At 69.3% G+C, this 25,487-nt stretch carries 27 protein-coding genes; 12 read left to right on the top strand and 15 right to left on the bottom strand.

Going from position 1 to position 25,487, the window contains the following annotated elements; translation table 11 throughout:
* Window positions 1-29 precede the first annotated feature (29 nt).
* On the bottom strand, window positions 30-920 hold the full coding sequence (locus ACYQ0J_RS09125; protein ID WP_460171844.1) for a DUF4032 domain-containing protein: 891 nt from the start codon (window positions 918-920) through the stop codon (window positions 30-32).
* A gap of 104 nt (window positions 921-1,024) precedes the next feature.
* Between ACYQ0J_RS09125 and ACYQ0J_RS09120 the strand changes: the two genes are divergently transcribed.
* Entirely contained in the window at window positions 1,025-2,212 is a 1,188-nt protein-coding gene (locus tag ACYQ0J_RS09120; protein WP_460171843.1) for a glycine C-acetyltransferase, read from the top strand.
* Window positions 2,213-3,418: a TaqI-like C-terminal specificity domain-containing protein gene (locus ACYQ0J_RS09115; protein ID WP_460171842.1), complete on the top strand. Its 1,206-nt coding sequence runs from the start codon at window positions 2,213-2,215 to the stop codon at window positions 3,416-3,418. It abuts the gene before it with no gap.
* On the opposite strand, the gene ACYQ0J_RS09110 is transcribed toward ACYQ0J_RS09115, so the two are convergent.
* Entirely contained in the window at window positions 3,405-3,791 is a 387-nt protein-coding gene (locus ACYQ0J_RS09110; RefSeq protein ID WP_460171841.1) for a hypothetical protein, read from the bottom strand. The two genes, ACYQ0J_RS09115 and ACYQ0J_RS09110, sit on opposite strands and share 14 nt — an antisense overlap.
* 144 nt (window positions 3,792-3,935) lie before the next feature.
* On the opposite strand from ACYQ0J_RS09110, the gene ACYQ0J_RS09105 reads away from it, so the two are divergent.
* Both ACYQ0J_RS09105 and hrpB read left to right on the top strand, forming a co-directional pair.
* Window positions 3,936-5,843 carry a DNA topoisomerase subunit B gene (locus ACYQ0J_RS09105; RefSeq protein ID WP_460171840.1) on the top strand — a complete coding sequence of 636 codons (1,908 nt, stop codon included), beginning with the start codon at window positions 3,936-3,938 and terminating at the stop codon, window positions 5,841-5,843.
* A gap of 103 nt (window positions 5,844-5,946) precedes the next feature.
* Window positions 5,947-8,262, top strand: coding sequence for an ATP-dependent helicase HrpB (gene hrpB / locus ACYQ0J_RS09100; RefSeq protein WP_460171839.1), 2,316 nt, complete (start codon window positions 5,947-5,949; stop codon window positions 8,260-8,262).
* Here the strand turns inward: hrpB and ACYQ0J_RS09095 are convergent.
* Window positions 8,259-8,687 (bottom strand): hypothetical protein, encoded by a 429-nt coding sequence (locus ACYQ0J_RS09095; RefSeq protein ID WP_460171838.1) that lies wholly within the window; start codon window positions 8,685-8,687, stop codon window positions 8,259-8,261. The genes hrpB and ACYQ0J_RS09095 overlap by 4 nt on opposite strands.
* A gap of 254 nt (window positions 8,688-8,941) precedes the next feature.
* On the opposite strand from ACYQ0J_RS09095, the gene ACYQ0J_RS09090 reads away from it, so the two are divergent.
* From ACYQ0J_RS09090 to ACYQ0J_RS09065, 6 genes are all read left to right on the top strand, one after another.
* A complete protein-coding gene (locus tag ACYQ0J_RS09090) occupies window positions 8,942-9,355 on the top strand; it encodes a hypothetical protein (protein ID WP_460171867.1) in 414 nt (137 codons plus the stop codon).
* Window positions 9,356-9,418: 63 nt separating this feature from the next.
* Entirely contained in the window at window positions 9,419-10,429 is a 1,011-nt protein-coding gene (locus ACYQ0J_RS09085) for an LptF/LptG family permease (protein WP_460171837.1), read from the top strand.
* Window positions 10,426-11,469: an LptF/LptG family permease gene (locus ACYQ0J_RS09080; RefSeq protein ID WP_460171836.1), complete on the top strand. Its 1,044-nt coding sequence runs from the start codon at window positions 10,426-10,428 to the stop codon at window positions 11,467-11,469. The genes ACYQ0J_RS09085 and ACYQ0J_RS09080 overlap by 4 nt, the downstream gene beginning before the upstream one ends.
* The gene (locus ACYQ0J_RS09075; protein WP_460171835.1) at window positions 11,466-13,934 is read left to right on the top strand and encodes an LPS-assembly protein LptD; all 2,469 of its coding nucleotides are present in this window, start codon (window positions 11,466-11,468) and stop codon (window positions 13,932-13,934) included. Before ACYQ0J_RS09080 ends, ACYQ0J_RS09075 begins: the two co-directional genes overlap by 4 nt.
* Window positions 13,931-14,920 (top strand): hypothetical protein, encoded by a 990-nt coding sequence (locus ACYQ0J_RS09070; RefSeq protein ID WP_353300176.1) that lies wholly within the window; start codon window positions 13,931-13,933, stop codon window positions 14,918-14,920. Before ACYQ0J_RS09075 ends, ACYQ0J_RS09070 begins: the two co-directional genes overlap by 4 nt.
* A gap of 4 nt (window positions 14,921-14,924) precedes the next feature.
* Window positions 14,925-15,608, top strand: a complete 684-nt coding sequence (locus ACYQ0J_RS09065) for an SDR family NAD(P)-dependent oxidoreductase (protein WP_353300177.1) — start codon at window positions 14,925-14,927, stop codon at window positions 15,606-15,608.
* Here ACYQ0J_RS09065 and ACYQ0J_RS09060 read toward each other — a convergent pair.
* From ACYQ0J_RS09060 to ACYQ0J_RS09005, 12 genes are all read right to left on the bottom strand, one after another.
* Entirely contained in the window at window positions 15,529-15,900 is a 372-nt protein-coding gene (locus ACYQ0J_RS09060) for a VanZ family protein (protein ID WP_353300178.1), read from the bottom strand. The two genes, ACYQ0J_RS09065 and ACYQ0J_RS09060, sit on opposite strands and share 80 nt — an antisense overlap.
* On the bottom strand, window positions 15,900-16,292 hold the full coding sequence (gene mce / locus ACYQ0J_RS09055; RefSeq protein ID WP_353300179.1) for a methylmalonyl-CoA epimerase: 393 nt from the start codon (window positions 16,290-16,292) through the stop codon (window positions 15,900-15,902). Before mce ends, ACYQ0J_RS09060 begins: the two co-directional genes overlap by 1 nt.
* A 9-nt stretch (window positions 16,293-16,301) precedes the next feature.
* A complete protein-coding gene (locus ACYQ0J_RS09050) occupies window positions 16,302-17,246 on the bottom strand; it encodes a 4Fe-4S dicluster domain-containing protein (protein WP_353300180.1) in 945 nt (314 codons plus the stop codon).
* Entirely contained in the window at window positions 17,246-18,313 is a 1,068-nt protein-coding gene (locus tag ACYQ0J_RS09045) for a bifunctional 3-deoxy-7-phosphoheptulonate synthase/chorismate mutase (protein ID WP_460171834.1), read from the bottom strand. Before ACYQ0J_RS09045 ends, ACYQ0J_RS09050 begins: the two co-directional genes overlap by 1 nt.
* 33 nt (window positions 18,314-18,346) lie before the next feature.
* Entirely contained in the window at window positions 18,347-19,090 is a 744-nt protein-coding gene (gene tatC, locus ACYQ0J_RS09040; RefSeq protein ID WP_460171833.1) for a twin-arginine translocase subunit TatC, read from the bottom strand.
* Window positions 19,087-19,353 carry a TatA/E family twin arginine-targeting protein translocase gene (locus tag ACYQ0J_RS09035; protein ID WP_353300183.1) on the bottom strand — a complete coding sequence of 89 codons (267 nt, stop codon included), beginning with the start codon at window positions 19,351-19,353 and terminating at the stop codon, window positions 19,087-19,089. The genes tatC and ACYQ0J_RS09035 overlap by 4 nt, the downstream gene beginning before the upstream one ends.
* Window positions 19,354-19,393: 40 nt before the next feature.
* Window positions 19,394-20,755 carry a bifunctional UDP-N-acetylglucosamine diphosphorylase/glucosamine-1-phosphate N-acetyltransferase GlmU gene (gene glmU / locus ACYQ0J_RS09030; protein WP_353300184.1) on the bottom strand — a complete coding sequence of 454 codons (1,362 nt, stop codon included), beginning with the start codon at window positions 20,753-20,755 and terminating at the stop codon, window positions 19,394-19,396.
* Window positions 20,756-20,899: 144 nt separating this feature from the next.
* Window positions 20,900-21,169, bottom strand: a complete 270-nt coding sequence (locus tag ACYQ0J_RS09025) for a hypothetical protein (protein WP_460171832.1) — start codon at window positions 21,167-21,169, stop codon at window positions 20,900-20,902.
* On the bottom strand, window positions 21,157-21,417 hold the full coding sequence (locus ACYQ0J_RS09020; protein WP_460171831.1) for an AbrB/MazE/SpoVT family DNA-binding domain-containing protein: 261 nt from the start codon (window positions 21,415-21,417) through the stop codon (window positions 21,157-21,159). Before ACYQ0J_RS09020 ends, ACYQ0J_RS09025 begins: the two co-directional genes overlap by 13 nt.
* A complete protein-coding gene (gene lgt / locus ACYQ0J_RS09015; protein WP_460171830.1) occupies window positions 21,414-22,265 on the bottom strand; it encodes a prolipoprotein diacylglyceryl transferase in 852 nt (283 codons plus the stop codon). The genes ACYQ0J_RS09020 and lgt overlap by 4 nt, the downstream gene beginning before the upstream one ends.
* Window positions 22,266-22,273: 8 nt before the next feature.
* Window positions 22,274-22,525, bottom strand: coding sequence for a glutaredoxin family protein (locus tag ACYQ0J_RS09010; RefSeq protein WP_460171829.1), 252 nt, complete (start codon window positions 22,523-22,525; stop codon window positions 22,274-22,276).
* Between the two features lie 11 nt (window positions 22,526-22,536).
* Complete coding sequence (locus ACYQ0J_RS09005; protein ID WP_460171828.1) at window positions 22,537-23,013, bottom strand: DUF456 domain-containing protein; 477 nt, start codon at window positions 23,011-23,013, stop codon at window positions 22,537-22,539.
* Window positions 23,014-23,100: 87 nt separating this feature from the next.
* Here ACYQ0J_RS09005 and ACYQ0J_RS09000 point away from each other — a divergent pair, with 87 nt between their 5' ends.
* Together ACYQ0J_RS09000 and ACYQ0J_RS08995 are read left to right on the top strand one after the other, a co-directional pair.
* The gene (locus tag ACYQ0J_RS09000; RefSeq protein ID WP_460171827.1) at window positions 23,101-24,162 is read left to right on the top strand and encodes a Rossmann-fold NAD(P)-binding domain-containing protein; all 1,062 of its coding nucleotides are present in this window, start codon (window positions 23,101-23,103) and stop codon (window positions 24,160-24,162) included.
* On the top strand, window positions 24,159-25,487 hold the full coding sequence (locus ACYQ0J_RS08995; protein WP_460171826.1) for an acetyl-CoA hydrolase/transferase family protein: 1,329 nt from the start codon (window positions 24,159-24,161) through the stop codon (window positions 25,485-25,487). The genes ACYQ0J_RS09000 and ACYQ0J_RS08995 overlap by 4 nt, the downstream gene beginning before the upstream one ends.

The raw sequence follows: 25,487 nt of genomic DNA, 5'->3' as shown, positions 1-25,487 counted from the left end.
CCCGACCCAGGGCTTCGCTGCAGGGGTGCTTAGGGTCTCCCCAAAAGCCGCTTCAGCCCTCCCCCGAGCCGCTTCCAAGCCCGTCCAAACCGCTCCTCGTAGCTCCGCGCCGCCGCCTCAGGACCCAGGTCCACCCCCAGCTCCTTGGCCAAGAAATAGCGGTGGTCCATGACCCAAAGGTAAAGGTCGGCTTCGCTGCGGCCCTTGAACTCCTGGAGAAGCCCCAGGTGGCGGATGGCCTCCACCGTGGGCCGGTAAAGGTTTTGGTGCCAGTCCACCACCGCCTCCTCCCAGGAGATCTCCCGGTCTTCCTCCAACCCCTTGAAGTAGCGACGGGTGGCGATGTGGTCCAGGAGGATGTCGTAGCGGCCCAAGGCGGTGAAGCGGATCTCCTCGGCCTGGGGAAGGAGTTCCTTAAGACGGGTCTTTTCCAGGAAGTTCGCGTACTCGGCCTTTAGAATCACGTCCTTCAGGGTGTCCCCCGGCTCCAGGGGGATCGGCACGTCCAAGGCGATCACGTGGGCATCTATGTACCTTTGCCCCGTGGCCTTGGCCAAGGCCACCCGGTGATGCCCGTCCTTCACGAAGTAGGCCTCCCCCACCTGGTAGACCTCAATGGGGGGAAGCTCCACCCCTTCAAGCTGCAAGGTCCTCAGGCGCTTCCAGCGCTCCAGGGTGTGGGGGGTTTTGGGGAGGAAGTGGCGGTCAAAGTCCTCGTAGCGGTCCACGGAGCCCACCACCTTGTCCACCTCGATGGTCTGGAGGCCCAGATGGTGCTCCCCTTTGGGCCTCAGGGCCAGGGCTTGGTGAAAGGGAAGGAGCGCATCGGGCTCCCCCTTCAGGCGCAAGAAGAGCTCCTGGAGCTTCACCCGGCGCTCCAGGTACACGGCCTCGGTTTCCGCCTGCAGGCGCTCTCGCATGGAAGCGCTCCCACCCCCTTTTCCCAGGGTACAACCCCCCTGTCAGAAAAGGATGAAAGCCCCGCGCCTGGACAAGGGCGGGGCTTAGGGGGTTAGATAGGGCCATGAGCGTGTCCCTGCGCACCCGCATCCAGAGCGAGCTAGAGCGGCTGAAAGGGGAGGGGCTCTACATTCGCCCCAAGGTCCTCGAGGCCCCCCAGGAACCCGTGACCCGGGTGGAGGGGCGTGAGGTGGTGAACCTGGCCTCCAACAACTACCTGGGCTTCGCCAACCACCCCTACCTCAAGGAGAAGGCCCGGCAGTACCTGGAAAGGTGGGGAGCGGGAAGCGGGGCCGTGCGCACCATCGCGGGCACCTTCACCTACCACCTGGAGCTGGAGGAGGCCTTGGCCCGCTTCAAGGGCACGGAAAGCGCCTTGGTCCTGCAGTCCGGCTTCACCGCCAACCAGGGGGTGCTGGGGGCCCTCCTCCAGGAGGGGGACCTGGTCTTCTCCGATGAGCTCAACCACGCCTCCATCATCGACGGCCTCCGCCTCACCAAGGCCACCCGGCTGGTCTTTCGCCACGCGGACGTGGCCCACCTGGAGGAGCTCCTCAAGGCCCACGACACCGACGGGCTCAAGCTCATCGTCACCGACGGGGTCTTCTCCATGGACGGGGACGTCGCCCCCCTGGACAAAATCGTCCCCCTGGCCAAGAAGTACGGGGCCCTGGTCTACGTGGACGACGCCCACGGCTCGGGGGTCCTAGGGGAGATGGGTAAGGGCACGGTCCACCACTTTGGCTTCCACCAGGACCCCGACGTCATCCAGGTGGCCACCCTCTCCAAGGCCTGGGCGGTGATCGGGGGGTACGCGGCGGGGGCCCGGGAGCTCAAGGACCTCCTCATCAACAAGGCAAGGCCCCTCCTCTTCTCCACGAGCCACCCGCCCGCGGTGGTGGGGGCGCTTCTGGGGGCCTTGGAGCTGATAGAGAAGGAGCCCGAGCGGGTGGAGAGGCTCTGGGCGAACACCCGCTACTTCAAGGAGGAGCTTGCCCGCCTGGGCTACGACACCTTGGGAAGCCAGACCCCCATCACCCCGGTCCTCTTCGGGGAGGCCCCCTTGGCCTTCCAGGCGAGCCAGATGCTCCTGGAAGAGGGGGTCTTCGCCGTGGGCATCGGCTTCCCCACCGTGCCCCGGGGCAAGGCGAGGATCCGCAACATCGTCACCGCGGCCCACACCCAAGAGATGCTGGATAGGGCCCTCGAGGCCTACGCGAAGGTGGGGCGGAAACTCGGTATAATCCGCTAAATGCTCTTCCCTCCCCCCCTACCTCCCACGCGGAGCCTCGGCCGGGTGGAAACCCCCCCTGAGGTGGTGCGCTTCATGGTGGGCCTGAGCGAGGCCCCCAAAGGGGGCAGGGTCTTAGAGCCCGCCTGCGCGGATGGGCCCTTCCTCCGGGCCTTCCGGGAGGCCCACGGAACGGATTACCGCTTCCTTGGGGTGGAAATCGACCCAAGGGCCCTGGACCTCCCCGCCTGGGCCCACGGGGTGGTGGCGGACTTCCTCCTCTGGGAACCCGGGGAAACCTTTGACCTCATCCTGGGCAACCCGCCCTACGGGGCCCTGGGGGCAGGGGCGCGGCTTCCCGCCTCCTTACGGGCGGCCTACCGCCAGCGCTTCACCACCTGGCGGGGGCGGTACAACCTCTACGGGGCCTTCCTGGAAAAGGGGGCGCGCCTCCTTCGCGAAGGAGGGGTGCTTTGCTACGTGGTCCCCGCGGGCTGGATGGTGCTGGAGGAGTTCACCCTCCTCCGCGCCTTTTTGGCCCGGGAGGGGGCCCTCGAGGTCTACTACCTGGGCCGGGCCTTCCCCGGCCTCAAGGTGCGGGCCACCGTCCTTCGCTTCCAGCGAGGGGGAAAGGGCCTGAAGCTTTATGACGCGGAGGGAAAGCCTCCGGAGCTCCTTTTGGAGGACCCCTTCTGGCGGGGGGAGATGGTGCGCTTTCCCCACCCGAAGGCCCTGGCCCTGGAGCGGGAAGGCGTTCCCTTAGGCCACCTCTTCCGCCTTCACTTCGCTGCGCGAAGCCCCGAGGTCCAGGCCCATCCCCTGACGCAAAAGGCGCCCGGCCCTGGCCTGGTTCCCGTCCTCACCGGGCGCAACCTCCTCCCGGGGCGCATTGACTACGAGACCCCCTACGCCCGCCTCTACTTTCCCAAGGCCGAAGCGCACCGCCTGAAGCCCTTCTACGCCTTCCCCCACCTGGTGGTGGGGCACACCCGCCACTACCGGGTGGTGGCGGCGTGGGACGAACGGGCCTACCCCTGGCGGGAGGAGTTTCACCTCCTTCCCAAGGATGGGGTGTGGGTGGACTGGGAGGGGGCGGTGGCCTACCTCAACGGCCCCCTGGCCCAGGCCTACTACCGGGGGCTTTACCGGGAGGTGGTTCCCCACCTCACCCGGGCCATGCTGGAGCGGTTTCCCCTGCCCAAAGACCTCCTCCTCACCGGCCCGTGAAGTAGACGCGAAGCACGAGCCCCACGGCGAAAAGAAGCCCCAGGGCCACGAAGACCTCCGGGCGCCTAGGGGGCTCCCGCAGGCTCCGGTAAAACCACCCCCCGGGCTCGAGGCCCCCCAGGTAGTGAAGCCCCGCCGCCAAGAGGAGGCCATAGACCAAGTGCAGGCCCTCCTTGGGCCTAAGGCCCAAAAGGAAGAGGCCAAAGCCCAAAACCACCTGGAGGATGGCCACCCAGGCCACCCCCCGGAGGGCGGCGTAGAAGCGGGGCGGCAAGGGGCGAAAGAACCCCCAAACCCCCACCAGGGCCAAGGCGGGCACCGCCAGGAGCAGGAAAAGCCCCAGGAAGGCGTGGAGATAAAGCAAAAGCGGCATAGGGGCATCTTAATGCCCCCGGAAGCCCGGGGAAAGGGGAGGTGTTACTCGGACTTGGTCCCGATAGAACGGGCAAGGAAAGGGGCATCTCACCCCTTCCTCACGGCAAAAATGCAAAGGGGCAACCTGTGCTATACTGAAGGGGTGAGCTACGACGCATCCGCCATTAAGGTGCTCAAGGGCCTGGAGGGCGTGCGCCACCGCCCGGCCATGTACATCGGCGGCACGGGGGTGGAAGGCTACCACCACCTCTTCAAGGAGATCCTGGACAACGCGGTGGACGAGGCCTTGGCGGGCTACGCCACCGAGATCGTCACCACCCTGAACCCGGACGGCTCCCTCACCGTGGAGGACAACGGCCGGGGCATCCCCGTGGACCTCATGCCCGAGGAGGGGAAGCCCGCGGTGGAGGTCATCTACACCACCCTGCACTCGGGGGGCAAGTTCGAGAGCGGGGCCTACAAGGTCTCCGGGGGGCTCCACGGGGTGGGGGCCAGCGTGGTGAACGCCCTTTCCGAGCGGACCCTGGTGGAGGTCTTCCGGGAGGGGAAGCACTACCGGATCGCCTTCAGCCGGGGGGAGGTGGTGGAACCCCTCCAGGTGGTGGGCCAAGCCCCCAAGGGAAAGCGGGGGACCCGGGTCACCTTCAAGCCCGACCCCCAGATCTTCGGAAGCCTGGCCTTTGACCCCAGCAAGCTGCGGGCCCGCCTGCGGGAGGTGAGCTACCTGGTGGCCGGGCTCAAGCTGGTCTTCAAGGACCTGCAGCACGGCAAGGAGGAGGTCTTCCTGGACAAGGGGGGCGTGGCCTCCTTCGCCAAGGCCCTGGCGGAAGGGGAGGAACTCCTCTACGAGAAGCCCTTCCTCCTCAAGGGCCAGGACGGGGACGTGGAGGTGGAGGTGGGCCTCATCCACACCAAGGGCTACACCGCGGAGATCCTCACCTACGCCAACATGATCCCCACCCGGGACGGGGGCACCCACCTCACCGCCTTCAAGGGGGCTTACAGCCGGGCCCTGAACCAGTACGCCAAGAAGGCGGGGCTCAACAAGGAAAAAGGCCCCCAGCCCACGGGGGATGACCTGTTGGAGGGGCTTTACGCGGTGGTCTCGGTGAAGCTCCCCCAGCCCCAGTTTGAGGGGCAGACCAAGGGGAAGCTCTTAAACCCCGAGGCGGGGAGCGCCGTGGCCCAGGTGGTCTACGAGAAGTTCCTGGAGATCCTGGAGGAAAACCCCCGCATCGCCAAGACCGTGTACGAGAAGGCCCTGCGGGCGGCCCAGGCCCGGGAGGCGGCGAGGAAGGCGAGGGAGCTCGTCCGCAGGCAGAACCCCCTGGAGTCCGACGACCTTCCCGGGAAGCTCGCCGACTGCCAGACGGAAAACCCGGAGGAGGCGGAGCTTTTCATCGTGGAGGGGGACTCGGCGGGCGGGAGCGCCAAGCAGGGCCGGGACCGCCGCTTCCAGGCCATCCTGCCCCTCCGGGGCAAGATCCTCAACGTGGAGAAGGCGGGGCTTTCCAAGGCGCTCAAGAACGCCGAGGTGCGGGCCATGGTGGCCGCCATCGGGGCGGGGATCGGGGGCACGGGGGACGAGGCCCACTTTGACCTGGAAGGGCTCCGCTACCACAAGATCATCATCATGACCGACGCCGACGTGGACGGGAGCCACATCCGCACCCTCCTCCTCACCTTCTTCTACCGCTACATGCGCCCCCTCCTCGAGGGGGGCTACGTGTACATCGCCCAGCCCCCCCTCTACCGCCTGCAGGTGGGGAAGAAGGTGGAGTACCTCTACTCCGAGGAGGAGCTTCAGGCCCGCCTAAAGGATCTGGAGGGGAAAAACTACGAGGTGCAGCGCTTCAAGGGCCTGGGGGAGATGAACCCCGAGCAGCTTTGGGAGACCACCATGAACCCGGCGAAGCGGGTGCTGAAGAAGGTGGAGCTCCAGGACGCCCTCGAGGCCAGCGAGCTCTTCGAGAAGCTCATGGGCCAGGACGTGGCCCCGAGGCGGGAGTTCATTGAGGAACACGCCCGCTATGCGGAGCTGGACATCTGAAGGCCACCCCGCGCAGGCCCCTGCCCGCACGGGGGCCCCGGTGGGGATTGAGGAAGCCGAGCATAGCGTCCGCCGGACCGCCTGAGGGCCCATGAGGGACTGGATGGACCAAGGGGTGGCCCTCCTCCTCAAGGAGGGCCGCCTCCTCCTCAAGGCCCCCCCAGGGGCGGGCAAGAGCACCCTCTTTCCCCTCAAGCTCCTGGAGGTCCTCCCGGGAAAGGTGCTCCTCTTTGAGCCGAGGCGGGTGGCGGCCCGGGCGGTGGCGGCGCGGCTGGCGGAGAACCTGGGGGAGCCCTTGGGCAAGACCGTGGGCTACCGGGTGCGCCTGGAGGGCCAGGAAAGCGGGGAAACCCGCCTGTTGGTCATGACGGAGGGCCTCCTCACCCGGCTCCTCCTGGAAGACCCGGGCCTGGCCGGGGTCTCCGCCGTCCTCCTGGACGAGGCCCACGAGCGCCATCTGGAAGGCGACCTGGCCTTGGCCCTCCTCCTCCGGGTGCAGGAGACCCTCCGGCCCGACCTGAGGATCGCCCTCCTCACCGCCACCCCGGACGAGGAGCTGAAACGGGTCCTGCAGGGGGCGGTCTTGGAGGTGGAAGGGGAAAGCCACCCGGTGGAGGTCTTCCACCTGGAAAGGCCCCCCGAGGGCCCCCTCGAGGCCCTGGCCGCACGCTACGCCAGGAGGGCCTTCCTGGAGGGGGAGGGGGACGTCTTGGTCTTCCTGCCGGGGAAGGCGGAGATCGCGCGGACGAAGAGGCTTCTTTCCGACCTCCCCGCCTTCCCCTTGCACGGGGGGCTCCCCCTCACGGAGCAGGCGGCGCTCCTGCGGCCAGGGCCCCGGAAGATCGTGCTGGCCACCGACGTGGCGGAGACGAGCCTCACCCTGCCCCAGGTGCGGACGGTGGTGGACACGGGGCTCGCCAAGAAGCCCCGCTTTGACCCCAGGACGGGCCTCACCCGCCTGGCCCTGGGGCGCATCCCGGAGGAGTCCGCCCGGCAGCGGGCGGGCCGGGCGGGGCGCACGGGGCCTGGCCGGGTCTTCCGCCTCTACCCCGAGGGCCCCTTTCCCCCCAAGCGGCCCGAGATCCTGGAGTCCGACCTCTCCCGGGCCCTCCTCCTGGCCCTGGCCTTCGGGGAGGATTTGAGCGCCCTGCCCCTCCCCACCCTTCCCCCCAAGGGGGCCCAGGAAGCCGCGTGGGAGCTCCTGGGGCTCCTCGGGGCCGTGGAGGCCGGGCGCCTCACCCCCTTGGGGAAGCGGATGCTCCTCCTGCCCACCCACCCGCGCCTGGCCCGAATGGTCCTGGCCGCTTCCTCGTCAGAGGAACACCCTAAAGCCCTCTCCCTGGCCGCGGACCTCCTGGCCCTCCTGGAGGAAGGGGGGGAAGGGGACCTCCTGGGCCAGCTCGAGGCCCTCCTGGAGGCGCGGCGGACCGGACGGGGCCCCCTCCTCGGGGTGGAGCGGGTGGCGGCCCTCTGGCAGAAGCGGCTCGGGGTGCGGCCCCTGACCAGCCTCCCCCCGCCGGAGGAGGTGGGGAGGCTCCTCCTTTACGCCTACCCCGACCGGGCGGCGGAACGGGTGTCCCCGGGGCGGTACCGCCTGGCCAGCGGCCCCCTCCTGCGCCTGGAGGGGGATGGCCCCCCGTACCTGGTGGCGGCGGGGGCGGACCTCGCCCCCCGGGGAGCCCGGGAAGGCCGCCTCCTCCTCTACGCCCCCCTGGCCCGGGAAGACCTCCTGGAGCGGGCGGAGGTGGTGGCCTGGACGGGGTGGGAGGAGGGGAGGCTCAAGGGCTACTTGGAAAGGCGCTACGGGGCCCTGAGGCTGGAGCGGGTGGCGGTGGATCCCGGACCGCCCACGGAAGCCCAGCTAAGGGAAGCCCTCAAGGGGGGGCTTCCCCTCCCCGAAGAGGCCCAGCAGGTCCTCCTCCGCCTGGCCTTCCTCAAAGCCCACGGGGTGGCGGTGCCGGAGGTGGCCGGGGGCGGGCCAAGCCCGGGCCTCGCGGAGGCGTTGCTCCAAGACCTCACCTGGCTCCTCCCCTGGACCCAGGGGGTGCGGCGGCAGGAGGAGCTGGCGGCGCTCCCTTGGAAAGAGATCCTGCTCTCCCTCCTGGGAGAGGCCCGGAGGCTCCTGGAGGAGCTAGCCCCGGAAAGCCTCCTCCTCCCCTCGGGGCGGAAAAAGCGCCTTCACTACCGCCAAGACGCCCCACCCCTCCTCTCCTTGCGCATCCAGGAGGCCTTCGGCCTGCGGGAAACCCCCAGGGTCCTGGGCGGGAGGGTGCTGGTGGCGGTGGCCCTCCTCTCCCCCGCCGGGCGTCCGGTGCAGGTGACCCAGGACCTAAAGGGCTTCTGGGAGCGGCATTACCCCAAGGTGCGGCAAGAGCTCATGCGCCGCTACCCCAAGCACCCCTGGCCGGAAACCCCCTAGGGCCGGAAGACCTCGGCGCGGAAGCCCAGGCGCCTTGCCCTTTCCACCAGAAGGGGGTTGTCGTCCAGGTAGAGGGCCTCCTCCCTGCCGAGCCCCAGGACGCGGAGGGCCAGGGCTAGGGCCTCGAGCTTCTCCGGATGGTGGAAGGCGGCGAGGCCCGGAGGCGGGGGGAGGTCCGAGACCAGGTGGAAGGGCTCGGGGAAGGCGAGGCCCCGGGGGCGGAAGGCCTGGGGGTAGAGCCTCGAGGCCCCGGGGAAAAGGGCCTCCAAAACCCCGGGGCCCTCCTCCTTGAGGCGGGGAAGGAGCCCGTAAAAGGCCTGGGACAGATAGAAGGGGGGTTCGCCCGCGGCCTCGGCAAGAAGCCGGACCAGGCGCGGCTCCACCGGCTCGCAGTAGACCCCGGAGAGATCCAGGAGGTAGACCACCTTCCCAGGCTATCCTAAGCTCAAACGAAAAACCGCCGCCCGCAGGCGGCTTCTTCCTCTGACTTCTTCATTATACCACGGGTTACCCCTATGTAAAGGGCTATGCAGCAAAACCCCTCCCCAGGCCCGGGGATGAAAGCCTCCACCCGGCAAATCACAGCCAAAACAAGATAGGCCCCTCGGGAATGTGGTTCCGCACCCCCACCCCTTCCCGCGCCGGCGCTAGGCTAGCCTTGCAAGCCGAGGAGGTGACCATGGCCCGCTACCTGGTGGTGGCCCACCGCACGGCCAAAAGCCCTGCGCTGGCGGAAAAGCTCCGGGAGATCCAGGCCCAGGATCCAGAGGCGCGCTTCGTCCTCCTGGTGCCCGCCGTGCCCCCGCCCGGCTGGGTGTACGAGGAGGGGAAGGTGCTGGAACGGGCCCAGCAAGAGGCCCAGGCGGCCAAGGCGGCCCTGGAGGCCCAGGGCATCGTCATAGAAGAGGCCAAGCCCGGGGACATCTCGCCCCTTCTGGCCTTGGAGGAAGAACTCCTGGCCCACCCTGGGGCCTACCAGGGCCTCGTGCTGGCCACCCTACCCCCCGGGCTTTCCCGGTGGCTCCGGCTGGACGTGCACACCCGGGCCGAGCGCTTTGGCCTGCCGGTATTTCACGTGATCGCCGCTCCTTAGGGCGGGCCCAAGCTAAGGGGATGCTTTCTCCGCTTCTCATCTTGGCCCCGTATACTCGGCCTGGTGTTGGGCCGTTATGTGCTCAAGGAGGTCCTGGTCCCCTACCTGGTGGGGGTCTTGCTCTTCGTGGCCCTCCTCACCTTTGACCTCCTCTCCAGCCTCTCCGGGGTGCTCCTGAGCCGGGGGGTGGGGGTGGAGGCCATCGCCCAACTCGTCCTCCTGCGCCTTCCCTGGACCCTGAGCCTCGCCCTTCCCTTGGGCCTGGTCTTCGCCATTTTGGTGGGGCTTTCCCGCCTCATCCGCCACTCGGAGCTGAAGGCGGCCCAGGCGGCTGGGGTGCCTCCCTTGGCCCTGCTCTGGCCCCTGGTGTCCCTGGCCCTGGGGGTAAGCCTCCTCAACCTCCTCAACCTGGCGGAGCTCAGGCCCCGGGCCCTGGAGGCCTACGATGCCCACCTCTCCCGCCTCCTCTACGGGGAAGGGGGGCTGAGCGGGGTCATCCGCAGGCAGCTTTACGCCCCCCCCGGCCTCGGGGTCTTCTACGCGGAAGAGGTGCGGCCCGAGGTGGGGCAAAACCGCCTCTTCGGGATCAGGGTGGTGGACGAGAAGGGACGGGTCTACAGCGGGAGGGAGGGGGTGTGGGACCGGGAAGGCTGGCACTTCCTGGGCCACGTGCTGGAGGGGGAGAAGGCGAAGCCCTTCCAGGGGACCCTCCCCTTTCCCGCCGCCTTCCGCCCCAAGGAGAGCTTGGGCTCCCGTGACCCCTACGACTCCACCACCCTGAGGGAGCTCTGGGAGCGGGGCAAGGTGGAGAGCGCCGCCCGCTTCGCCCTCTACCGCCGCCTGGCCGACGCCCTGGGGGGGCTCTTCCTGGGCTGGGTGGCGGCGGCGCTCGGGCTTTCCTTCCGGGAGGCGGCCTGGGCCTTCCTGAGCATCGTCCTCCTCATCTTCGGCTACTACGTCCTCTGGACCCTGGCCGCCCAGCTCGCCCGCTACGACGTGAACCCCCTCTTGGCCTTCCTCCCCAACGGCGTCTACGGGGCTTTGGCCCTCTTCCTCACCTGGAGGCTTCGGTGAAGACCCTGGACCGCTACCTCCTGCGCGAGGCCTTGGCCCTTTTCGCGGGCGGGCTTCTCGTGATCGTCCTCCTCTTCCTGGCGGGGGCGGTCTACGAGGTCCTGGCCCCCCTGGTGGCCAAGGGAGCCGACCCCTACACCCTCCTCCTCTACCTCCTCTACCGCACCCCCGAGGCCCTGGTGCGGGGGGCGGCGGTGGCCTACCTCTTCGCCCTCCTCTTCCTCCTCTCCCGCATGGCGGAGGACTCGGAGCTTAAGGCCCTCCTGGCCCTGGGGGTGCGGCGGGAGCGGGTGCTTCTGCCCTTCCTGGCCTTCGGGGGGGGGCTTGCCCTCCTCACCTTCGCCCTGGGGGAAAGCCTGGTGCCCAAAGCCCTGGCCCAGGGGCAGGACCTCCTGCGGAGGCAAGTCCTGGAGCGTCCCCGGGCCCTCCTCACCCCCGGCACCACCTTCCAGGACGCCAAGGGGCGGGTGGTGTATGTGGGAGAGGTGGCGGGGGAGCGCATCGGCAAGCTCCGGGTGCTCTCCCGGGAGGAGGTGCTCCTGGCGGAGCGGGGGAGCTTCCAAGGAGGGGTCTTGCGGGTGGAGGAGGGCCTCCGGGTCACCTACGAGGGGGACCGCCCCCGCACCCTCACCCGGTTCCGGGAGGGGGAGCTGGTGCTCAAGGACCTGACCTTTGAACCCTGGCAGAACCCCGCCAACCGCATGACCCTGGGGGAGCTCAGGAAAGAGGTGGAAAGGCTACGCCAGATGGGGGTGAAGGCGGGCCTCGAGGCCACCACCTACTACCGCCGCTTCGCCGAGCCCCTGGCCGCCCCCGTCTTCGCCCTCTTCGCCGTGGGGCTCGCCTTCTACCTCCTCGGGGGGAGCCGGGGCCTGGGGCTCGTGGGGGTGGCGGTCCTCACCTTCTTCTACTACGCCACCTGGAGCGTGGGGCGCATCATGGGGGAGGAAAACGCCTTGGACCCGGTCCTGGCCGCCTTCGGGCCCAACCTGGCCTACGGGCTTTTGGGGCTTTTCCTTTTCTTGGGAGGAAGGCGGTGAGGTGGCTTGTCCTCTGCCTCCTCCTCCTGGCCCCGGCCTGGGCCCAGGAGAAGGTGCTCAAGGTCTTGGAGGCGGAGAAGCTGGAGCTGAGGCAGGAGGGGGAGGAGGAAGCCTTCGTCCTCACGGGCAACCCCGTGCGCCTGGAGCGGGAGGGGGAGGCCATCCAGGCGGGCCGGGTGGTCTACTACCGCACCCGAAGGCTCCTCGTCCTCTCGGGGGGCGTGCGCTACCGGGACGGGGAGGGAAGGGTCATAGAGGCGGAGGAACTCCAGATAGCCCTCTCCGACGAAAGCTTTGACGCCCTGGAGGTGCGCATTGAGGCCAAGGACCTCCTCCTCACCGGGCCCCTCTGCCAGCGGGTGGCGGGGGTCATCCTCCTGGAGGGGGGCTACGCCACCCCGTGCGCCTCGTGCGGCCAGGAGGTGCCGGACTACGCCTTCCGCGCCCGGGAGATCCTCCTCTACCCGGGGGACCGGGTGGTGGCCCGGGACGTGACCCTCCTGGTCCAGGAAAAGCCCGTCCTCACCCTCCCCGTCCTCCTCCTCTTCCTCTCGGAGAGGAGGCCCCGCCTGGAGGTGGGGCAGGACGGGGAGGGGGTCTACTTCAAGGCCGACCTCCCCTACGTCTCCCCCTTTGGCCTCGGCTACACCCTCCTCCGCTACTACCAGGGCCGGGGCTACGGCTTCGGCCTGGACCACGTGGGGGTGGGGGAGGCCAAGGAGCGCTACTTCTTCCTCCACACCCCCCCCGACACCTTCCAGTACCGGGGGGAGTACAGCCTGAAGCGCCGGGAGTTTTCCCTGGCGGCCCTCCTAGAGCGGGACGACACCCGGGAAAAGCTCTCCCGCTTCCGCCTCGAGGCCCTCCTCCCCGGCACCCCCACCCCCCAGGACTGGCGCTACGCCCTGAGGCTGGAGGGCTTCCTGGACCACGACCCCGCCACCCCCCCGCCCCGCACCCTGCAGCGCCTCCCCGAGCTGGAGGCGCAAAGCCCCACCTTCCGGGAAGGCCCCTTCAGCCTCCAGGTGGGGCTCCAGGCGGGCCGCCACCTGGCCGAGACCAACCCCCTAAACCGCTCCGCCCGCGCCCTCGGCCCTTACGCCGAGGCGGGAAGGCTCCTCCTCACCCACGGGGAAAGCCTCGCCCTCGCCCCCTGGCCCGGGGCCACCTTGCGGGGGGAAAACCGCTTCCGGGGCTTCTACTACACCACGCAGAACCCAAACGGGGAGCACGAGCGCCAGGTGGACTGGACCACCCAGGTGGCCCTGCGTCAGGCCCTAGGGGGGTTCAGCCTGGAGGCGGGCTACCTGAGGAGCGTCCAGGAGGGGGAAAGCCCCTTCCGCTTTGACGCTTTGCCCCAGCGCCGGACCCACCAGGCCACCCTGGGCCTGGGCTTCCAGGAAAGGCCCCTCGCCCTCAGCCTGAAGGGGGGGAGGGACCTGGAGGCGGGCCGGTACCTTCCCCTCGAGGCCCAGGCCACCCTCCAGGACCCGGGCTACGCCCTCACCCTGGCCCACCGGCGGGGCCTGGAGGGGGAGGGCCCCCTGGAAACCCGCCTGGAGGGAAGCCTCACCCCCTTCCCCTTCTCCTTGCGGATGAGCCTCCGCTACGACCACCCCAAGGCCCTCTTCGACCCCCTCCTCCTCCAGGGGGCCTACGCCCTCCCCGGGGGCAGCCTTAACCTCAGCCACCGCCACGACCTGAACGGGAAGGGTCCCCTCACCACCGACCTCGCCTACGCCCTGCGAGAAGGCCCAAACGCCTACACCCTCCAGGCCAGGCGGGACTGGCAGCAAGACCTCCTCGCCCTTCAGGCCCAGGCCATCCTGGGCCCGCAAAGCCTCTCCCTGCAGGCCGCCCTGGACCCCAGGGCCCTGGCCTACCAGGCAGGCTTCCGCTCGGGAAGCGTTCCAGGGCCCATCTTGGACCTCCTCCTCTCCGGGAGGTACCAGGAGGGCTTCCGGGAGACGAACCTCCGCCTCGGCCTGACCCAGGCCCTCCCCGAGGTGGGCTTCCGCCTCACCGCCAACCTGCACCTCCCCGAGGCGGAGGACGGGGGGATCTACCTGAAGGACGCCACCTTCAGCGGCGGGGCCGAGCTTTGGCCGCCCATTCCCGCGGAGGAGGGGGCTATCCCCGGGCTTTCCTTCTCGGGAAGCCTGTCCTACACCCGCAGGCCCACAAGCCCCGAGGGGTACAGCCTGGCCCTCAGGAGCTTCGGCCCCACCCTCACCTTCCTGGGCCGGGAGAACACCAAGCTCCACTTGAGCGCCCTCCTCACGCAAAACCTCCCCGGGGAACCCCTGAAGCCCCGCTTCGTGTTGGTCCTGGACCGGTGTTGCTGGGCCTTGCGCTTCACCCTGGACGCGCAAAAGGGGGCCGTGGGCCTGGCCTTCCTCTACGGGGGCCAGGCGGCCGGCCTCCTCCTCTCCGAGGAGGGCCTAAAGCTGGGAGGTGGCCGGTGAGAAAGCTTGGGTACGCCCTTTTGCTTCTCCTCTCCGCCTGCACGGGAAGCCTGGAGCCCCCCCTCCCCGCCCTGGTGGCCGCGGGGGGCCAGGAGGAGGTGCGCTTTTACCGGGCCCGGGACCTCCAGGGAGGAACCGCGGCCCCGGTGGCCGCGTGGAACACCCCCGGCCTCCAGGACCTGGCCTACAGCAACCCTGCCCAAAGGCTCTACCTCCTCTTCCCCGACCGGGTGGAGGCCTACGACACCTCGGGCTTCACGGAGGCCTCGGTCCCAAAGGGCACGCCCGCGGTCCAGGCCCTACCCGCCGGCGCGGACTGCACGGGAGGCTACCTGCGCCTGGGGCGAAACCGCCTCCTCGCCCACTGCCCCGGGGCGGCCCGGGCCTTCCTCTGGAGCTTAGACGGGAGCGGCAGCCTGGAGGAGGCCGACCTCACGGGCCTTCCCCCGGGGGCGCGCCTCGCCCTTCTCCCCCAGGGCACCCTGGACCTCCTGGCCTACCTGACCCAAGAGGCCCTGGGCTTCCGCCCCGCCCAGGACCCCGGGGGGAGCCCCCGGCTGGAAAAGCCCCTTGACCCCTCGCCCTCCCAGGCCCCCTATGACCTCCGGGCGGACCGGGACCGGGAGGAACTTTTGGGCCTCGCCCCCACCGCCACGGAGGTGCGCCTCTACACCCTAAAGGGGGAGAGCCTGCAAAGCCGCAAGGTGCTGGGGGACTTCCCCCAGGCCTCCCGCCTGGCCCTGGACCCCGTGGGGGGGACCGTGGTCTATGGCCGGGGCTTCCAGGTGCTCCTTCCCCGGGAGTCCCCCGTGCAGCAGCCCTTCCGCACCTACACCGCCGGGCTCGTGGGGCAGGACGGGTACCTGTACCTGGCGGCGGGCGAGTCCCTAGAGGTCTGGGACCTGGTGCCCTCCCCTCCCCTCCAGGTGCGCGGCCTCTCCTTGGGCTTTAGCCCCCATTCCCTGGCCTTCCTTCCGGTAGAATGAGGCCATGCTCCAAGGAAAGGCTTTCCTGGTCACGGGGGCGGGGGGGGCCCTCTCCCGGGCCATCATCCCCGCCTTGCACCGGGCGGGGGCCAGGCTCTTCCTCTCCGACCCCCGCCTGGAGCGGATGGCGGAAAGGGCGGAGGCCGTGGGGGCCAAGACCTTCGTGGCCGACCTCACCCGCCTCGAGGAGGCCCTGGCCCTGGCCCGCTTCGTGGAGCGGGAGGCCCCCCTCTACGGGGTGGTGCACACGGTGGGGGGCTTCGCCGCCGGGCGCTTCCTGGACTCCGACCCCGGCCTTTACGACTGGATGCTGGACCTGAACCTCCGCACCGCCTTCAACCTGCTCCAGGCGGTTCTTCCCTACATGGAAAAGCGGGGGGAGGGCTTTTTCGCCGCCGTGGCCGCCGGGCCTGCCTGGACGGGGGCGGGGCCGGGCCGGGCCCTTTACGCCGCCGCCAAGACCGCCCTGGCCACCCTCCTCAAGTCCCTGCAGGGGGAAGTGGAGGGGGTGCGCTTCCTGGTCCTCTACCCCATGGGCACCCTGGACACGGAGGCCAACCGCAAGGCCATGCCCCAGGCGGACCCCAGCCGCTGGATCGCCCCCGAACTCATCGCCGAGGCCCTGGTCCTGGCCGCCTCGGCTCGAGGGGGAAGGTTTTTGGAGCTTCCCATCTACCCCAAAGCCTAGCCCCCACCCAGGCCCCGAGGAAATCGGCGAGGAGGTCCAAGCCGAAGGCCTCCCGCCCGGGGACGAAGCTCTGGTGCCACTCGTCCACCACCCCGTAGAGGGAGGCGAACAGGAAGGCCAGGGAAAACCCGCCGAGGCCCAGGCGCAGGAGCAGGCCCAGGACCAGGTAGGCCAGGAAGTGGGCCGCCTTGTCCCAGGGATGGGGCAGGCCCACTCCGGTGGCGGGCTGGGCGGAAAACCACCACAAGACCCCCATCCAGAGGAGGGCGAGGAGGAGGTAGGGAGGGCGCACTAGGCCTCCACCAGCTCCCAAAGCACCCCGAGGCCGAAGCTAGGGTGGAGGAAGGCCACCCGGTGCCCCCCGAAGCCGGGCCTGGGGGTTTCGTCCACGAGCCTCGCCCCTTCCGCCCTAAGCCGGGCCAGGTCTTCCTCTATCCGGGGCGTGGCGAAGGCCAGGTGGTGAAGCCCGGGGCCCCGCTTGGCCAGGAAGCGGCCCACGGGGGTCTCGGGCCCCAAGGGGGAAAGGAGCTCCACCAGGGTCTCCCCCTCGCCCTTGAGCAGGGCCACCCGCACCCCCTGGGCGGCCACCTCCCCCTCCGCCACCACCCGAAAGCCCAGCGTCTGGTAGCGGGCCTTGGCCGCCTCCAGGTCCTCCACGGCAATGCCCACGTGGTGGAGCCGCATGGGGCCATTCTACAGGTCGTACCAGGGGGGCTTGCCCCGGAAAAGCTCCAGCTCCTTGCCCACCTCCTCCTTGGGGGCCTCCTCCAGGGCCATCACCTGGGGCGGGCAGCTCTCCACGCAGGCCCCGCACCCCGTGCAGGCCTCCACCTTGAGATAGAGGACGTACTCCTCCCCCTCCCGCACCCGGTAGACCGCCCCCGTGGGGCAGACGTTGGTGCAGACCGGGCACAGGGTGCACCCCTCCTCCACCCGCACCTTGGGCCAGCGCACCCCCGGGGCGCGCCGGGCCGCCTGGCGCCTCAGGCGAAGCTCGGGGGGCAGATCCTTCCCCTCCTCCGCCTCTTGGGGCAGGGGAAGCTCGGGGACGAGGTCGGCGGCGGTGCGCTTAGCGCTTCCCATGAGGGCCTGGAAGAGTTCTCTGCGCCCCACCTTCTCCCCCGGGAGTTCTCCCTCCACCACCTCCACCTCCACGGGGAAGTAGCGCCTCGCTTCCTCCGCCATCCGCTCCAGGTGTTCGGGAACCTGGGGGCCGCCCACCTTGCAGGTGGCGCACGCCCCTCGGGCGAGGACCACCTTGCCGAAGCGGCTACCCGCCTCGGCCAATAGCCCCGGGGTGAGGCGGCCCAGGCACAGGACCTCCTCCCCCTTCCCCTCCGCCTTGGAGCACCTAAGCTTCCCCTTACCCCGGATGAGGGCCTCCTGGATCCCCCCTAAGGGGTACTCCAGGGCGATGCCCGGGCATACCCCGGTGCAGAGGCCGCACCCCGTGCACAAGACCTCGTCCAGCTCCACCCGCCACCCCTCGAGGCGCACCGCCCCCTTGGGGCAGGCCTGGTAGCACCGGTCGCACCCCCCCACGCTGTTCTTGTAGAGGAGGCAGCGGGCCTCGGTGTAGCGGGGCCTCGGGTCCGTGGCCTTGAGGAAGGCGTTCAGGAGGTTATCCAAAAAGCCCATCAGCCCTCGGGGAGGAGGTCCCTTATGGCCTCCAGGAAGCGCGCGAACTGGGCGAAGTCCATCTGCTGCTGGTTGTCGGAGCGGGCCACCTTGGGGTTGGGATGGACCTCCACGTGCACCCCGTCCGCCCCCACCGCCAGGGCCGCCCGGGCCAAGGGGGCCAGGAGGTCTGTGCGCCCGGCGGCGTGGGTCACGTCCACGATCACGGGCAGGTGGGTCTCCTGCTTGGCCAGGGCCACGGCGGAGAGGTCCAGGGTGTTCCGGGTCCAGCGCTCAAAGGTGCGGATGCCCCTTTCCGCCAGGATCACCGCCTCGTTCCCCTGGGCCAGGATGTACTCCGCGGCGTAGAACCACTCCTCCATGGTGGCGGCGAGCCCCCGCTTGAGGAGGACGGGGCGCCCCGCCTTCCCCACCTCCTTGAGAAGGGCGAAGTTCTGCATGTTCCGGGCCCCCACCTGGAGGATGTCCGCGTACTCCGCCACCACCTCCACGTCCCGGGTGTCCATGACCTCGGTGACGAAGACCATGCCGAAGGCGTCCGCCGCCTTGCGGCCAAGCTTGAGCCCCTCCACCCCCAGGCCCTGGAAGCCGTAGGGGCTCGTCCTGGGCTTGAAGGCCCCACCCCTCAGGACCCTCACCCCTTGCCTAGCCAGGAAGCGGGCGGTCTCCATCATCTGCTCCTCGCTCTCAATGGAGCAGGGCCCGGCGATGAGGAGGGGTTTTTCCCCGAAGACCACGTCCCTCACCCGCACCCTTGTGGGCTCGGGCTTGTGTTTTCTGGAGTAGAGGAACTTCTTCTGGTCCTGGCGCTCCTCCAGGTCCAGGCTCGCCTGGAAGATCTCCTTGAAGAGCTTCCTGATGGTTTCGTTGGGAAAGGGGCCGGGGTTTTCCGCGGTGAGGTAGGCCAGCATCTCCTCCTCCCGCTTGGGGTCGTAGTGGGGCAGGCCGAGCTCCGTCTGGATGCGGCCGATCTCCTGCACCAGGCGGCCCCTCTCCGAGAGGAGGCGCAAGATCTCCCGGTTCACCCGGTCCACCTCTTTGCGCAGGGCCAGAATGCGGGCGTCCATGGGCTATTCTATGGGGCAAAGCCCCTTAGGGTGTCAAGCCGCCTCTTCCCGGGGCCGCTGCCTTTCCGCCAGGCGGGCCACCAGGACGGAGATCCAGTAGAGCACGAGGAGGGGACCGGTGACGATGGCGAGGGAGACCACGTCCACCGTGGGGGTGATGACCGCGGCCAGGGTGAGGAGGAGGACCACGGCGATGCGCCAGTTGCGGGCCAAAAAGCCGGAGGAGACGAGGCCCAGGCGGGCCAGGAGGTAGCTCACCACCGGCATCTCGAAGACCAGGCCCATGACGCCCATCATCATGAGCACCTGGCCCATGTAGCGCCCGATGGAGATCTGGGGGGTGATCACGTCCCCCAAGAAGCCCAGGAGGAAGGGGATGGCGAAGGGCAGGAAGCCGTAATAGGCGAAAAGCGCCCCCAAGGCGAAGCTGAAGCCCGCCCCCAGGAGGAAGGGCACCGCCAGGCGCTTCTCGTGCTCGTAGAGCCCGGGGGCGATGAAGGCCCAGACCTGGTAGACGATGAAGGGAAGGGCCAGAACGAGCCCGCCGAAGGCCGCCACCTTCAGGGACACCAGGAAAGGCTCGGTGATGTCCAGGACGATGAGGTTCACCTGGATGCCGTTCTGCTTGGCCGCCAGGTCCAGGGGCCGCCTAAGCCACTCCAGGAGCTGGACCCTAAAGGTCCAGGCCACCCCCGTGCCCACCACCCAGGCCAGGAGGGCCCAGAGGATGCGGGCGCGGAGCTCCTCCAGGTGTTCTACCAGGGGGGCTTCCTTCAAGCCTTACGCTCCTCGGCCTCGAGGGCCTTTCCCGCAGGGCCTTCCGCCTTGACCTCCTCCTTCGCGGCCTCGGCCCCCCTAGGCTTGGGCTCCTCCTTGACCTCCACGCTCTTCTCCAGCTCCTCGCGGATCTCCTGCGCTCCCCGCTTGAACTCGCGGATGCTCTGGCCCAGGGAGCGCCCAAGCTCCGGGAGCTTCTTGGGGCCAAAGATGAGGAGGGCCACCACCAGGATCACCAGGATTTCCGGCATGCCCAGGTTCATACCCCCCAGTTTAGCACCCCGCGGAAGGGAGGGTGAACCCTTAGCCCCCATCCCGCTTGCGGCGGGCGTAGCCTTCGATGTTGCGCTGCCTTCCCCGGGCCACGGCCAGGGCCTCCGCCGGCACCTCGTGGGTGATCACGCTCCCCGCCCCCACGAGGGCATGGTCCCCCACCCGGACCGGGGCCACCAGGACCGCGTTGGAACCGATGAAGGCCCCCTGGCCGATCAGGGTCTTGTGCTTCCGCTTGCCGTCGTAGTTGGCGGTGATGACCCCGGCCCCGATGTTGGTCTCCGCCCCCACCTCCGCGTCCCCCAGGTAGGCGAGGTGCCCCGCCTTCACCCCCTTGTGGAGGAGGCTATTCTTCACCTCCACGAAGTTCCCCACGTGGACCTCCTCCTTAAGGACCGCCCCCGGGCGGAGCCTGGCGAAGGGCCCGGCGGAAGCCCCCGGGTAGAGGTAGGCCCCCTGGGCCACGGTGTGGGCCAGAACCCTGGCCCCGGGCTCCAGCACGGTGTCCTCCAGCACCGCGTAAGGCCCCACCTCTGCCCCCTCCCCAACCCGGGTCCTCCCCTTTAGGACCACCCCGGGCCACAGGGTCACGTCGGGGGCAAGCTCCACGGTGGGCTCCAGGTAGACGCTCTCCGGCAGGACCATCCGCACCCCCCGCCGCATCCACTCCCGGCGCAGGGCCCCAAGGAGCACCCCCTCCACCCGGGCGAGCTCCTCCCGGGTGTTCACCCCCAAGGCCTCCTCCGCCACGCCCCGCACCGCCACCACCTTCTTCCCGTGGGCCCGGTAGATGGCGATGAGGTCGGGGAGGTAGTACTCCCGGGCGGCGTTTTCGTTTCTCACCTCCCTTAGGGCCTGGAAGAGGAAGCCGTCAAAGGCGTAGGCCCCGGCGTTCACCTCCCGGATGGCCTTCACCTCGGGAGGGGCGTCCTTCTCCTCCACGTTGGCGAGGACCGCGTCCCCCTCGCGGAGGATACGGCCGTAGCCCGTGGGGTCCTCCAGTTCCACGGTGAGGAGGGCCATGCCGGCACCCCCCTCCACCCGCTCCAGGAGGGCCTTTAGGGTCTTGGGGGAAAGGAGGGGGGTGTCGCCCTGGGTCACGAGGACGGGGCCGGAAAAGCCCCGGAGGAGGTCTTCCGCCTGCAAGAGGGCGTGGGCGGTCCCCAGCTGCTCCCTTTGCCAGACCACCTCCACGGGGTAGCCCTCCAGGACCCCCGCCACCTCCTGGCCCCCGTGGCCCACCACCACCAGAAGCCTTTCCGGCCTTAGGGCCAAGGCCGCCTCCACGGCGTAAAGGAGCATGGGCTTGCCCAAAAGGGGATGCAGGACCTTGGGCAGGCGGGACCTCATCCGGGTCCCCTGCCCGGCGGCCAGGATCACGTGGGCGTGCATAGGGCTATCCTACCTCGGGAAGTTCCACCTGAACGCCTCGCCCCAGAAGGCCTCGGTCTAGGGTCAACACCCCTTTCCCTTCCCCCCCGGCCAGGGCCAGCAGGAGAACATCGGGAAAGTCCAGTCCGGATGCAGGGTAAACCTCTAAGGCCGCAGTACCCCCTCCTCCCGCACCCGAAAGGGCTGGGTGGAGAGGAGGAGACCCAGTTCCTGCGCCGCTTGGGCTCGTGGGACCCCGTAGATCCGACCCTCCAGAACGTAAAGGGCCTCCGCCACGTGTACTGCGTGCACCTCCAGAATCCTCCCCTCGGCCTCCGCCCGAAGAATCCAAGCCCGCACCGCCCGGTAAAGGGATTCCGGCCCTTTCGTCAACAGGCGCAGGAGGACGTTGGTATCGGCTATCAACGCCTCCACGCCGCTCTAGCCTCCTCTTCCTCGGCCTTCAGGAGGGCTTGCGCGTTCCCAAAGGTAATCTGAGGCGGGTGGCCTGACAGCCGGTCCAACACCTCGGCCAGGCTAGGACGCCCCCTCAGAGGCCTCAGCCGGAGGCTATCCCCTTCCACCTCCACCCAGAGCTCGTCCCCCGGTTTCAACCCCAAAGCCTCCCGAACGGCCTTGGGCAACACCACCTGCCCCTTGGAGGAAAGGCGGGTTCGGCTCACGCCTCCATCTTACCCCCGGTAAGACGTCCCCGGCCCAACCGGCGCAACATGTAGAGGGAGAGAAGCACAAGGGGCAGGCTCACCACCTGGGTGGCGGTGAAGAGGCCGATGCCCAGCTCGTCGTTGCGGTACACGGGAAGCCACAAGGGGTTCAGGCGGAAGGGCTCTTCCAAAACCGAGCGCAAGACGCTGTACCAAAGGAGGAAGTTCCAGAAGGCGTAGCCGTAAAAGGGCCGCTTCCTGAGCCAGTAGTAGGCAAGGGGCAGGAGGATGAGGCCCACCAGGGCCCCGTAGACCTGGGTAAGGTGCACGGGGCCGCGAAGGAGCTCCTGGCACCGGTAGACCTGGGAGATGTCGTCAATGCCCGGGCAGACTCCGGGAAACCCCTTGGCCCACTCCGGCCAGGTGAAGCCGAGGGGCAAGGAGGTGAGGCGGCCCGCGGTGTCGGAGCCGTTCATGAGGTTGCCGATCCGGCCCGCGATGATCCCCAGGGCCACCCCAGGGGTGGCGGCGTCCAGGTAAGGCCAAAGGGGGTAGCCCTTCCGGCGGTGGTAGTAGAGGAAGACCAAGGCCCCCCCCAGGATGGCCCCGTGGAAGGAAAGCCCCCCGTGCCAAACGTAGAAAACCTCCACGGGGTTTTCCAGGAAATAGCCGGGCGAGGTGAGGACGTAGCCAAGCCGCGCCCCCACCACGCCGAAGACCACGGCCCAGAAGGCCACGGTCTCAAACTTCTCCGCATCCAAGCCCCAGGCCCTAAGCCGGCGCTTGGCCAGCTCAAAGCCGATGAAGATGGCCAAGGTGAGGAGGAAGCCGTACCACTGGATGCGCAGGGGACCGATCTGAATCATGGTGGGGTTCATCTCTTCCCTCCCCAAAGGGCGGCCCCCAGGGCCGCAAGCTCCGCTTCCCCAAAGCCCCCTTCCAGGAGCACCCGTTCCCCCAGGAGGAGCACCGGCACCCGGAAGGCGTAAAGCCGGAGAAGCCCGGGGTCTTGGTCCACGTCCCGCCGCACGTAGGGCACGCCCAGGGCCCAGAGGGCCCGCTCGGCCCTTTCGCAGAGGCCACACCCTTCCCGGGTGACGAAGACCAGGCTCACGGGAGAAAGCATACCCCAGGCCCTCAGAAGATGGCCCGGATCACCAGGAGCCCCATGGCCAGGTGGAGGAGGGCCTTGGCCACCACGCCCCCCATGAGGCCCACCAGGGTGCCCCAGGCGGCCCGGAGGGCCTCGAGGGGCCCGCGGCCGGAGAGGTACTCCAGAAGCCAGGCCAGGAGGAAGGGGAGGACCAAGACCCCCCAAAACCCCAGGAAGAGGCCCAGGAGCCCCCCCAGGAAGGCCCCCCACAGGCCCGCCCGGCCCGCCCCGTACCGCCTGGCCCCGAGGAGGGCGGCCAGGTTGTCCACGGCCATGGCCAGGAGGGCCAGAACCCCCAGGGCGAGCCAGGTCCCCAGGGAAAGCTCCCGGAAGCCCAGCAAGAGCTCGTGCAGGAAGGCGGCCAGGAGGATCAGCAAGGTGGTGGGGACGAAGGGCACGAAGGTGAGGAGGACGCCCACCCCCCAGAGGACCACGAAGAGCCAGTCGGCCAAGGCCTCCACGGGAAGAGTCTAGGCGGGAGAAGGGTGAGAAGGACGAGGGACATCCGCCACCGGCCCAGGGCGTAAGCTCAGGGACGAGGAGGCGGTATGGACTTCGGCCTACCCAAAGAGCGGGCGCGCCTGAAAACCCTTCCCCCCTTTGGGGAAGAGGTCTGGGAAGGAAGGGTGGCCCTCACCCCCCAGGGGGTGCGGGAACTCACCCAGCGGGGCCACCGGGTGTACGTGGAGCGGGGAGCGGGGGAGCGGGCGGGCTTCTCCGATGTCCTTTACGAGGAGGCCGGGGCCCGGCTGGTGAGCCAGGAGGAGGCCTTCGGCCGGGGGGAGGTGGTGCTGAAGGTGGGGAGGCCCACCCTGGAGGAAATCGCCCTCCTGCGCCCCGGGGCCACGGTCATGGCCTTCTTGCACCTGGCGGTGGCGGAATCGGGGCTCGTGGAGGCCATGGCGGAAAAGGGCCTCACCGCCATCGGCTACGAGCTGATGGGGGCCGAGGGCAAGCGGCCCGTCCTCAAGGCCATGAGCGAGATCGCGGGGCGGCTTGCCCCCCAGATCGCGGGCCGGCTCCTCGAGGCCCCCCTGGGCCCCGGGGTGCTCCTCTCCGGCCTCCCCGGCATCCCCCCCGCGGACGTGGTCATCCTGGGGGCCGGGGTCCTGGGCCGGGCGGCGGGGAGGGCTTTCCTCGGGGCGGGGGCCTCGGTCTACCTGCTGGACAAGCACCTTCCCCCCCTGGAGGAGGCGGCCAGGGAGGCCAAGGGGGCGGTGACCGCCCTCATCACCCAAAGCCGCCTGGAGCGGTATGTGGCCTTCGCCGACGTGCTGGTGGGGGCGGTGGCCGTCCCTGGGGAGCGGGCCCCCCTCCTCCTCACCCGGGACCTCTTGCGGCGCATGCGGCCCGGGAGCGTCCTCCTGGACTTCGCCATAGACCAGGGGGGGATTGCGGAGACGAGCCGCCCTGGGGTCTACCAGGAGCTGGGCATCACCCACTTCTGCCTCCCCAACGTCCCCGCCCTCGTCCCCCGCACCGCGAGCCACGCCCTCACCGCCACCCTTCTCCCCTTCCTGCTCCAGGTGGAGGACGACCCCCTGGCCCTTCCCGAACTCCGCCAGGGGGCCTACCTCCTCCTGGGCCAGAAAGGAGGCCACCTAGAATGAGCTACCGCAAGAAGCTCACCTCCCCCGAGGACGCGGTAAGCCTCATCCGGTCGGGCATGCGGGTCTTCGTCTCCGGGAACGCCGCCACCCCCACGCCCCTCCTCAAGGCCCTGGCCGCCCGCTGGGAGGAGCTGGAGAACGTGGAGCTCGTCCACCTCCTGCAGATGGGGGAAGACCCCTTCGCCGCCCCGGAGATGGAGGGCCGCTTTAGAAGGCGCTCCCTCTTCGTGGGCCCCACGGACCGGGAGGCGGTGAACCAGGGCCGGGCCGACTACGTGCCCATCATGCTCCACCAGGTGCCCTGGCTCTTCAAGCGGCGCGTCCTCCCCCTGGACGCCGCCCTGGTCCAGGTCTCTCCCCCCGACGAGCACGGCTTCTGCTCCTTGGGGGTGGAGGTCATCGCCACCAAGGCCGCCCTCGAGGCCGCCCCCATCGTCATCGCCATGGTGAACCCCAGGATGCCCAGAACCCTGGGGGACACCTTCGTCCACGTCTCCCGCTTCACCGCCATCGTGGAGATGGACTGGCCCCTGCCCGAGCTTAAGCGGGAGGGGTTTGGGGAGGTGGAGCGGAGGATCGGGGAGCACGTGGCGAGCCTCATTGAGGACGGGGCCACCCTGCAGATGGGCATCGGGGCCATCCCGGATGCGGTCTTGGCGAGCCTGGAAGGCCGCAAGGACCTCGGGGTGCACACGGAGATGATCTCCGATGGGGTCCTCGAGGCCTTTGAAAAGGGCCTCATCACCGGGGCCAGGAAGTCCCTCCACCCGGGGAAGGTGGTGGGCACCTTCGTCCTGGGCTCGGAAAGGCTCTACCGCTTCGTCCACGACAACCCCCTCTTTGAGCTTCACCCCACCGACTACGTGAACGATCCCTTCGTGGTGGCCCAAAACCGCAAGATGGTGGCCATCAACTCCGCCATTGAGGTGGACCTCACGGGCCAGGTGGTCGCGGACTCCATCGGCACACGCATCTACTCCGGCTTCGGCGGCCAGCTGGACTTCATCCGGGGGGCGGCGCGGAGCGAGGGGGGAAAGCCCATCATCGCCCTGCCCTCCACCGCCAAGGGGCAGAGCCGCATCGTCCCCTTCCTCAAGCCGGGGGCGGGGGTGGTCACCACCCGGGCCGACGTGCACTACGTGGTCACGGAGTGGGGCATCGCCGAACTCTTCGGCCGCTCCCTGAGGGAGCGGGCCCTGGCCCTGATCGGGGTGGCCCACCCCGACTTCCGGGAGGAGCTATTGCAGGCCGCCTGGGAGAGGAAGCTCCTTCCCCGAAGCTTCCCCGGGGCCCACCTCAAGGCCCAGGACGAGCCGCGGACTTGA

It is taken from the genome of Thermus sp. FJN-A (assembly GCF_054655095.1).
Note: the sequence above shows the minus strand (reverse complement) of the source record. Positions and strands in the feature narration are given on the sequence as shown.